Raw genomic sequence first — 10,000 nt, forward strand, 5'->3', positions numbered from 1 at the left:
AGGTAGACGCATGGGCAAAAGCCCGTAGTGAAGTCCGGGCTACCGTGCAATGGCGGTTCACCACGGCCAATGCCCGGCTCACGTTTCGTCGCTTTTATCATCAGTAATCAGTGTGGTCAAGTACTAGTCCGGTCATTTTCTTTCAAGGGTTAGAAGATAAAGTTGTCCCGCCGTCCCAATCGGAAATGATGCACGAAGCTTTACGGTCACGAGGCATCTATACCGAGTACGTACCATTTCCTGGTGAGCAACACGGTTTTCGTAAGGCGGAAAATATTATTACGGCTATCGAGCGCGAACTGGCATTCTACGGGAAGGTGCTTGGGTTCACACCGGCCTTGTAAGGGATCGGCTTAACAGAACGGTCGCCTTCCCGCCCCATCGCGGGTTATGTAGGAGGGACGGGTTCTCAACCCGCACACATCACGTGCTCCGCGACAAGCACTGCTTTCCCATCAAGAGGGGAGGGTGCTGAAGAGCTTATCCGGAATACCCTGTCGCAGAAGAAGATCGGTTGGGGTGCAGCGGTGCTGCACCCGTACATCTATCAGGTTTCATCCGCTGTACTGTGAGACAATTATTCGGATAGGCTCTAAGAGCCTGATCAAAAACCCGAATTTCTCATTTGGCACGTACCGTGTCCGTGCGACCATCGCGTGAGGAGGTTCCAACGTTCTTGCGCTCCAGCTCCCCCACGTTCCTCTCCCCGTGGAGGAGAGGAAGGGGAGCAGGGGGAAGGTGAGGAGCCAATGCCGACAACCCGCACGCGCCCGTCTACGCAAGACGGCCGGTGGGCAGGTTAGGAACCTGCCCCTACTGGTACGGGGTGGGCAGGTTGGAAACCTGCCCCTACTGGTACGGGGTGGGCAGGTTGGAAACCTGCCCCTACTGGTACGGCCGGGGGGCAGGTTGGAAACCTGCCCCTACTGGTACGGCCGGGGAGCAGGTTGGAAACCTGCCCCTACTGGTACGGCCAGTGGGCAGGTTGGAAACCTGCCCCTCCTGGTGCGGGAACGGGAGGGAAGGCGAGGGGGGCAGGGGGAAGGTGAGGGCCACCAGGCGTGCTCCGCAGCACAGGCACTGAAACCGTTGAACCCTTGTGTCAGCGCGAAGAGGAGACGTATGCGTTACCGTTCGCGCATCAAAGCAAGATGACGCTTTGATCATCTTGTGCCCCTTCATTGATGATCGGTTGCGTGCTATACTTAAACCATCAATGAGACCAGACGAGGGAGTACGGCCTTGAGCACGGAGCCAGCCGTCTTGCTTGAACGCGCTACAGCAATTGTCAACGCCCAACTCGCTGAACTTCGCCAGTTATACCAGGCTGCGCTGCAACAACAAGAGAGCCTGGTACAACGAGTACGTCTCCTTTCACGGCAACTCGATGAGGCGGTCATTCAAGAGCAATTTGCCCGTGAACGTGGTCTGTCAACTGTGGCTGCAGCAGCACGAGTTCAACAGTTGCGCAGCGAGCATACAGCGGCTGCGCAAACCGAATCTGAACTGCGCCGGGCACTGCGCCAACTCGATCAACTCATTCGCCAGATTGAGATGAGCAGTACGACCTTAACCCGTCACGCAGAGGGCATCGCAGCCGATCCCTGGGTGCAGGCTCTCCGCGCTCAAATTATTAAAGGGCGTGAAGAAGAGCGGATCCGCCTGGCGCGTGAAGTACACGACGGCCCAGCCCAGGTGCTTGCCAATGCACTGATGGGCGTCGAAGTCTGTCAGAATCTGTTGCAAGAGCAACAACTTGATCGGCTAGGCTCGATCTTAAGTCAGTTGGGTGACAGCGTGCGTGAAGGATTACGCGAAGTACGGAGCTTTATCGCCGATCTCCGTCCTGGAAAACTTGAAGAACAGGGATTGGTAGCCGCACTCCACGAATATATTCGCCGCTACCGGGATACAGTGACCAATCCTGTTCATTTTGAAGCGGATTCGATACCGAGACTCCCCCCTGAAGTCGAAATTGTCCTGTACCGTATCGTACAGGAAGCGTTGCAAAATGCTCGCAAACACGCCCGTGGTGCGCCAGTACGAGTAACTCTGACGCTACGTAAAGACCGGCTGTATCTATCGATTCGTGATGAAGGGCCGGGCTTTGATCTCCGTGAAGTAAGTCGTCGCGCCGGTCGTGAAAGCTGGGGATTGACCAGTATGCGCGAACGCGCCGAATTGGTCGGCGCACAATTAACGGTCATCACTCGCCGGGGTGCCGGTACCGAAGTGCAGGTGACGATGCCGTTATCGTGATATTCGATTGGTAATGATGTTACCCCTTAAGGAAATGAACAGCAGAGGAGTCGCCTGTGGCAACATCGGCAAAAATAAAAGTATTGGTCATTGACGATCACCCGCTCTTTCGTCAGGGTGTCCGCTGGAGCTTAGAAAGCGCATCTGATATTGAAGTGGTGGGAGAAGCCGAGAATGGGCAGGAAGCGATCAAACTCACGGAACGGCTTTTTCCCGATGTTGTTCTCGTCGATATTAACCTCCCTGGCTTGAATGGCCTGGAAGTGGCGCGAGTGATCAAACGGCGCGAACCGCGCACCGGCATTGTTGTGCTGAGTGTCTATGAAGACGATGAACAACTGTTTCAGGCGATCAAGGTCGGCGCTGCGGCTTTTACGTCAAAAGACATCAGCCCTGAAGAGCTGGTTCACATGATCCGTGAGGTCGCACGTGGTCGCTACCTGATCAATGATGCCGTACTGGCACGCCCAAATGTCGCGGCCCGCGTGTTACATCAGTTTCGCGAACTGGCCGCAACAGATGAAGAAGATGGCACGAATCTGTTCGCACCGCTTACCTCACGCGAAATTGAGATTCTCGATTGCATTGCCCGTGGCCTCTCAAATAAAGAGATTGCCAGTGAATTAAGCATTAGCGGTCAAACTGTTAAAAATCATATTACCTCGATTCTCGCTAAGCTACAGGTTAATGATCGAACAATGGCGGTGATTGTTGCGATCAAAAAGGGCTGGATTAAGATGGGGTATTCACAGTCACCAGAGGGGTAGTTGGTGAGAGTGGTGAGCGTGCCTCTGAACGATGCCTCTGTTTCGCGCCATGAAGTGGTCTTGATGGCACCTGCGCCCATCTCAGAGCACGTTATCAGGGGTAGATTGCAACCGCTCTCTCACCTTCCCCCGTCCTCAATCCCATGTGAGAGGAAAGGTGAGAAGACATAGGCGTTGCGAACGTTGAAAATCCCTGCCCCTCCGTAAGGCTTTTCAGCATTCTCAGTTTGTAGCGTGCGCTGGTGAACGTCGTTCACACCACCACCCATCTCCGACCCACGCGATTTCCTGAACATCCGCATCCATCAGTGAGCGGACAGGAAGCTCTCGTTGATTGGAGCAACACGCTATCGGTGACGAATAGCAACCCTGCCGCTCATTTCCTTCCCCTCTTCCTGTGGGAGCGGAAGGAGAGGATGGGAAAGGTGAGAGGACGCAGATACTACAGAACACCTCACCTCTCAAAAGGCCGCTAACGCCCTGGTCGTGTTATACTACTCTACATGATGAGATAGTGACGTGCACACGAGAACCGCTATGCTGGATGCAGACAATCTTGCTGCGCTGACGGTTGCCGAATTAGTCGCGCATGTGCGTGAATTACGGCAGGCAAATGCCCAACTGCGCCGACAGTTACGTCCGATTGGGCCACCATTGGCAGCCCAGGCGTTGACGGAAGAGCTGATCCGACAGACTGCACTGCTCACGCGGCTCGGTATCGAGTTTCGAGAGGATATTGAACCAACAGCACTCGTGCAGCAGGTTCTCCAGAGCATTACTGTGCACCTGCCGGCTGATGAAGCCACCATCATTCTCGTTGGGCCTGACCAGACTCCACAACATGCGCTCACGGTCTCATTGGGTGCGCCACGCTTGTTGCCGAACGAGCGTGCTGCCGAACTCTTGGCTCACGGGAGTGCAGGTTGGGCCTTGCGCCATGGAAGCAGTGTTATCTTGCTCGATCTTGCCAATGAAACACAGCGGTTTCAGTTACGCGAAACAGGAACCGCAACCGGCTCTGTCGAACCGAGTAGTGGAAGTCTGATCGCTACACCGATCCGCCAATCAGTTGCGACTATTGGGGTGCTCACGGTCTATCGACTAGCGACACACGCTTTTGGCAGCCACGAGCTGATGTTGATCGAAAGTATCGCTGCCCAGATCGGTATAGCCATTGGTGCGGCCCGTTTCCATCAACAACACCGGCTCCGTCAGCAGCATATGTTAACGTTGATCAACTTCGGTCAGATGGCGGGTAGCGCTCAGACAGCGAGTGATGTAGCCGGGCAATGCCATCAGATTGCCAGGGATGTATTTGCTGCCCGCTGGGGCTTGCTTTTCCTGCGCTCAACATCACAGGGACAACCCGAATGGATTGCCCCCACCAATATATCTCTTGAAGCACCTGTAGCGGCAGCGGGTGGCGCCGTCAAGCTGACGGTCGAGAGTCAAAGTGTGGTTACAATGGCGCTCACCGATGAGCAAACCTGTATTGCGATACCACTCATGCACGACGGTCATGCGATTGGGGGGCTGGCTTTAGGCTACAGCGGCACCCAACTAAACCCATCGACGATTGATTGGAATCTGCTAGACTTGTTTGCCCGTCAGACAGCAACCATTTGTGCAACGCTGCAATTAGTGGCCCGCTTACGAGAACAAACCCAGTTGCTGGAAGAGCTGGTTACCGAACGTACCAACCAATTGCAGCGCTCACGTGATCTGCTCCGCATCGTCTTCGACAGCCTGCCAGAAGGGATTGCCCTCTTTGATGAGACTGAGCGGTTGGTCGCTATTAATACTGTGTTCGCCAACCAGATAGTTGGCCGTCATCCACGAGAACTGGTCGGCAAAACATACGCCCAACTGCTACGAATACTGGAACGAGCTGCACCGACAGCGATTGAATTTCTTGCCCAGCGTCAAGAGCACCAGCATCTGCGTATACGACAGGCTTTACCGGAAGGTGAACGTTCGTATCTTATCGAACGATTAGAGATTCCGCCCTCGCATGGGCAGCCTGCATCACGACTCGAACTCTGGCGTCGCGAAGTGTAACCGTTGTTTGTAAACAGACCCATACCTGCAATGCCATACTTGCACATTACACCAAACGGGATTCGTATCCTGATCGAAGAACTGCCACACACATACTCGGTCGCGATCGGTTGTTTCATCGACATCGGTGCCCGGTACGAGCCGGCAGAGCTGGCCGGGGCTGCCCATTTTATCGAGCATATGCTCTTCAAGGGAACCAGGGCATACCCGACGGCACACGCTATCTCGCTGGCCATTGAAGGCGTTGGCGGCTATCTCAACGCTTCTACCAGTTATGAAACGACCGTCTTCTATGCAAAAGTTGCGGCAATTCATTTCGCCCGTGCGTTGCATGTGTTGAGCGAAATGGTCCAACGACCACTCTTTGAAGCAAGCGAGTTAGAAAAAGAACGTCGGGTGATTATCGAAGAGATTCGCGGCATTCAAGATAATCCGACTGAGGTAGTTCACGAATTACTACAACATACGATGTGGGGCGATCATCCATTTGGCCGCGATATTACCGGTAGCATTGCCACGGTCAGCGCCATCTCGCGCACTGAACTCTTACAGTTCTTCAGCCAGGGCTATCACGCTGGTAATCTGATCGTGTCAGTTGCCGGCAACGTTCATCACGAAGAGGTTATTCCGGCAATTGAACGGTCATTCGCCGATCTACCAACCGGTCAGCGGCCAACGGCCTTGGCAGCGCCACCATTACCGTCTCAGCCTAGACTCAGTTTACTACCACGCGATATTGAACAGGGGAATTTCTGCCTCGGCATGCCCGGTGTGTCGTATCACGATCCTGATCGACGGGCTGTGCAGGCGCTCGATGCGCTCCTCGGTGGTGGTATGTCGTCACGCCTCTTTCAGAAAATTCGCGAGGAGCATGGCCTGAGCTACAACATCGGTTCGTACCACAACGAGTTTGCTGATACCGGTATGTGGGTCATCTATGCCGGTGTTGAACCAGAAGCACTTCGTGATGCGGTAGCGATGACACGCACGGTACTTCACGATCTGGCAGAGCATGGTCCCACCGAACAAGAACTGGTCACTGTGAAAGAGCAACTCAAGGGAAGTTTATTACTCTCGCTTGAAGACACCTGGTCAATTGCCTCGCGCAACGCCGTCAGTCTGCTGCGTTACCAAACGGTACCGCCGGTCGAACAAATTATCGCCGAGTTCGATGCGCTGACGCTGGCCGATTTGCAACGAGCTGCACAGCGGTTGATCGGTAGCGAACAACAGTGGCTGGCGGTAGTTGGACCGTACAACGATGAGGATCAAGCCGATTTGCAAGCCTTGCTAGAAGGGTAAAGCCCCATGGTTAAGAGGGTAGCAATCGTTGGCGCCGGTGTTGCCGGATTAGCGGCTGCCCGTTCGCTGGTTGATGCTCATACCGATATTGTACCGGTTGTCTTTGAAAAGAGTCGTGGCGTTGGGGGACGAGCTGCTACCCGGCGTATCGGCGATTTCTGCTTCGACCACGGCGCGCAGTATGTTAAGGCACCAACTCCTGCCATCCGCGATTTGATCGTCGCTACTGGCGATGCGGTAACCATTGATCGTCCGGTCTGGACCTTCACTCGCTCAAATACGATTGCACCCGGCGATGTCGCTTTGGCCGATGAACAGAAATGGACCTGGCCGACCGGCATTACCCGACTGGCAAAGTATCTGGCCAGCGGGATTGATGTTCGTATAGAGACCACCGTTGCCCGCTTGAACCGTGAGGGTGACGCCTATCGCTTGTTCGCCGACGATGGTCAGGTATTAGGCAACTTTGCCGCAGTCGTGCTTACGGCGCCTGCACCACAGTCGGCAGCAATCTTGATGGCGGGCAATTTCAGCGAAGCGAACGATCTGGTCGAGGCGTTACAAGCAGTACAATACCGGCGTTCAATCAGTATCACGGTCGCCTTTCCGCAACGACCAGTAGTCCCGTGGTACGCTCTGGTCAACGTTGATCGTCAACATACAATCAGTTGGCTGGCATGCGAACACGATAAACCAAACCGTGCTCCACCCGATCACGGCCTGTTGATCGCCCAGATGAGCGATGCCTGGGCTACAGCCCACTGGGATGAGTTGCAAAAAGGAACATATACGCTCAGCGAAGCCCCATCACCAGTTATCGAGGCACTTGCTGACATCAAGTCGTTGATCGGTGATTTAGGAGCACCATACTGGATTAATGTCCAACGCTGGCGTTACGCGCTGCCCGATACTGCCACCCCCTTGCGAAGCTACGAGCGCATTGTGATCGCAGGCGATTTGGTAAGTGGACAGGGACGGGTCCATCTTGCGATTGAAAGTGGCTGGCAGGCTGCCAACCAGATTCGTGCTCTCTTGTTGTGAGGACGTGCTTATGACAACGACCATGTGGCTGCCAATCTTCGATGGACACAACGACGTGATCCTCGATCTGTATCGACCACGCCCCGGTACCGAGCGGAGCTTTTTCGAGAGTAGCCCACACGGACATCTCGACCTCCCGCGTGCCCGCAAAGGCGGATTCGGTGGTGGATTCTTTGCCATCTATGTTCCACCGCCACCTACCGCTGAGACGCCATCAGACCATTTGCCCGATCCTCCGTATCATTTGCCACTACCACCGGCCCTCGATCACTCTTACGCATTGCAAACAACCCTGGCCATGGCAGCACGCCTCTTTCGATTAACACAGGAATCCAACGGTCAGGTGCGACTGTGTCGTACAGCCAATGCAATCCATGAATGCCTTACTAACGGTGTCATCGCAGCCGTTTTCCATATCGAGGGCGCTGAAGCGATTGGTCCCGATCTCGATGAACTAGAGGTACTCTACCAGGCCGGATTACGTTCACTAGGGCCGGTCTGGAGTCGGCCAAATATCTTTGGGTACGGCGTTCCCTTTGCCTTTCCCACCTCACCGGACATCGGGCCGGGGCTGACTGACGCCGGTAAGGCGCTGATCAAAGCCTGTAATCAATTACGCATTCTGATTGATGTTTCTCATCTGAACGAAGCCGGTTTCTGGGACGTGGCTCGACTGAGTGATGCGCCACTGGTGGCAACCCACTCCAATGCACACGCCATCTGTCCAAGCAGTCGTAACCTTACCGATCGTCAGCTTGCTGCCATTCGTGATTCTGATGGAATGGTTGGGTTGAATTTTGCCGTCACATTTTTGCGTCCTGATGGTCATCGTGATGCCAGTATGCCAATTGACGTGATGGTTCGGCACGTGCAGTATTTGGTTGAACGGTTAGGTATAGACCGGGTCGGCTTTGGATCGGATTTCGATGGCGCCCTCATGCCGCAAGCCATTCGTGATGTGAGCGGTTTACCTGTTCTGCTACAGGCGTTAGCCGATGCAGGATTCACACCGGCTGAACTACGGAAATTGGCTTACGAGAACTGGCTGCGCGTGTTGCGCTTGACGTGGGGCGAATAGAACTTGCAGTGCACAATCTGACGGAATTGAAAGACACAAACTATCACCATTATGCTATGATGACCTCCAGCAACAACTCTCGCTGCGATCTGGATTTAGTGTATGAAACGCATCAGCCGGTTTATCTTCACCATCATCGCCTTCCTGATCAGTTTGTTGCTATTCATTCCGCCAGCAGCGGTTTATGCCGATCTACCACGTCTTAGCGTGACGCCGACCAGCCTTTCGGCTACAGTCGAGCTTGGCAGTACCACAACGCTCAACCTCACGATTACCAATACTGACAGTAATCCATCGACGATCCATCCCTACACTGGCTATCCACCACCGGCAGCCCCGGCAATGATGGCCACACCGCTCAGTATTCCGGTGCCGCTACCTCAGCAGCAGGAACCGATCGATCCTGATCTGCAAGCAGAATTGCGCCACGGCACGACACGCTTCCTCGTTTTTTTTGCCGACCGTCCTGATCTGGGACAAGCCTTTCTCATCCGTGATTGGGAAGCGCGTGGGGAGTATGTGTACCAAACGCTTACCAGCCACGCCGAACGGAGTCAACGCAGGGTGCGGGCGATGCTTGACGCCCTTGGCGTTCGCTACCAGCCACTCTGGATTGTGAATGCACTGCTGGTTGAAGGTGACGCAGCACTGGCGCAAGCACTGGCCGCTCACAGCGACGTCGCAATGCTCACCGCCGATCACGAATTGCAGATGACTCCACCGGCCACGACATCGACGGTATCCTGTTCAGCTACCTCCAACAACGTGTGCTGGAATATTGCTCGCATCGGCGCCGATCGAGTCTGGCGTGAGTTTGGTGTCACCGGTAGTGGGATCACCGTCGCCAATATTGATAGTGGGGTAAATTATACCCATCCAGCCCTTGTGAACCAGTACCGTGGCAATCTCGGCGGCGGCAATTTTGATCACAACTACAACTGGTTCGATCCGGTCGGAAACCAACCGGCGCCAGTCGACTCGGGAACTCATGGGACACACGTGATGGGCATCATGGTTGCCGATCCACCTGGTCAACCGGCTATGGGTGTTGCGCCAGGCGCACGATGGATTGCGGCCCGTGCTTGTAGTACGACCAATTGCAACGATAGTGATATTATTGCTGCCGCGCAATGGATGTTGGCGCCTACCGATCTCAACGGCAATAACCCGCGCCCCAGTCTACGGCCCCACGTGCTGAACAATTCATGGGCATTTGACACGGGCGGCAATCAGGTGTATAGCGGGTATGCCACTGCCTGGCAAGCAGCCGGTATCTTTGTTGTATTTGCCGCTGGCAATATCAATAGTAACTTCACCGGCTGTAGTTCAGTTGCGTCACCCGGTGATTATCCGAACGTCGTTGCGGTTGGCGCTACCGATCAAAATGATCTCGTAACGAACTTTAGCCGGATTGGACCAACCACTGATGGTCGTATCAAGCCCGATCTGGTCGCCCCTGGCGCCAGTATTGTCGCTACCGTGTCAAATTCAAATC

At 54.6% G+C, this 10,000-nt stretch carries 7 protein-coding genes and 1 pseudogene (1 of these 8 cut by a window edge); all 8 read left to right on the top strand.

Translation table 11 applies throughout. The annotated features are described in order from the left end of the window. Positions 1 to 128: 128 nt before the first annotated feature. A pseudogene (locus JE47_RS21380) lies at positions 129 to 344 on the top strand (alpha/beta hydrolase family protein); the annotation flags it as partial. 898 nt (positions 345 to 1,242) lie between these two features. After that, positions 1,243 to 2,259 carry a sensor histidine kinase gene (locus tag JE47_RS0114235; protein WP_031460400.1) on the top strand — a complete coding sequence of 339 codons (1,017 nt, stop codon included), beginning with the start codon at positions 1,243 to 1,245 and terminating at the stop codon, positions 2,257 to 2,259. A gap of 56 nt (positions 2,260 to 2,315) precedes the next feature. Beyond that, positions 2,316 to 3,026: a response regulator gene (locus JE47_RS0114240; protein ID WP_031460401.1), complete on the top strand. Its 711-nt coding sequence runs from the start codon at positions 2,316 to 2,318 to the stop codon at positions 3,024 to 3,026. A gap of 537 nt (positions 3,027 to 3,563) precedes the next feature. Continuing rightward, complete coding sequence (locus tag JE47_RS0114250) at positions 3,564 to 5,084, top strand: GAF domain-containing protein (protein ID WP_031460402.1); 1,521 nt, start codon at positions 3,564 to 3,566, stop codon at positions 5,082 to 5,084. A gap of 30 nt (positions 5,085 to 5,114) precedes the next feature. Next, on the top strand, positions 5,115 to 6,386 hold the full coding sequence (locus tag JE47_RS0114255) for a M16 family metallopeptidase (protein WP_031460403.1): 1,272 nt from the start codon (positions 5,115 to 5,117) through the stop codon (positions 6,384 to 6,386). 6 nt (positions 6,387 to 6,392) lie between these two features. Beyond that, positions 6,393 to 7,427, top strand: a complete 1,035-nt coding sequence (locus JE47_RS0114260) for an NAD(P)/FAD-dependent oxidoreductase (protein WP_031460404.1) — start codon at positions 6,393 to 6,395, stop codon at positions 7,425 to 7,427. Positions 7,428 to 7,437: 10 nt separating this feature from the next. Then, complete coding sequence (locus JE47_RS0114265) at positions 7,438 to 8,505, top strand: dipeptidase (RefSeq protein WP_031460405.1); 1,068 nt, start codon at positions 7,438 to 7,440, stop codon at positions 8,503 to 8,505. A gap of 102 nt (positions 8,506 to 8,607) precedes the next feature. Then, positions 8,608 to 10,000, top strand: partial view of a S8 family serine peptidase gene (locus JE47_RS0114270; RefSeq protein WP_031460406.1) — the beginning only. 1,655 nt of this gene lie beyond the right edge of the window; 1,393 of the gene's 3,048 nt are visible here — the first part of the coding sequence; it begins with the start codon at positions 8,608 to 8,610; its stop codon lies beyond the right edge, outside the window.

This window comes from Chloroflexus sp. MS-G, from assembly GCF_000735195.1.
Classification (GTDB): Bacteria; Chloroflexota; Chloroflexia; order Chloroflexales; family Chloroflexaceae; genus Chloroflexus.

Coding starts and splice junctions, on each gene's coding strand:
- JE47_RS0114255 (WP_031460403.1), top strand. CDS start 5,115: ATGCCATACTTGCACATTACACCAAACGGGATTCGTATCCTGATCGAA.
- JE47_RS0114250 (WP_031460402.1), top strand. CDS start 3,564: ATGCTGGATGCAGACAATCTTGCTGCGCTGACGGTTGCCGAATTAGTC.
- JE47_RS0114265 (WP_031460405.1), top strand. CDS start 7,438: ATGACAACGACCATGTGGCTGCCAATCTTCGATGGACACAACGACGTG.
- JE47_RS0114260 (WP_031460404.1), top strand. CDS start 6,393: ATGGTTAAGAGGGTAGCAATCGTTGGCGCCGGTGTTGCCGGATTAGCG.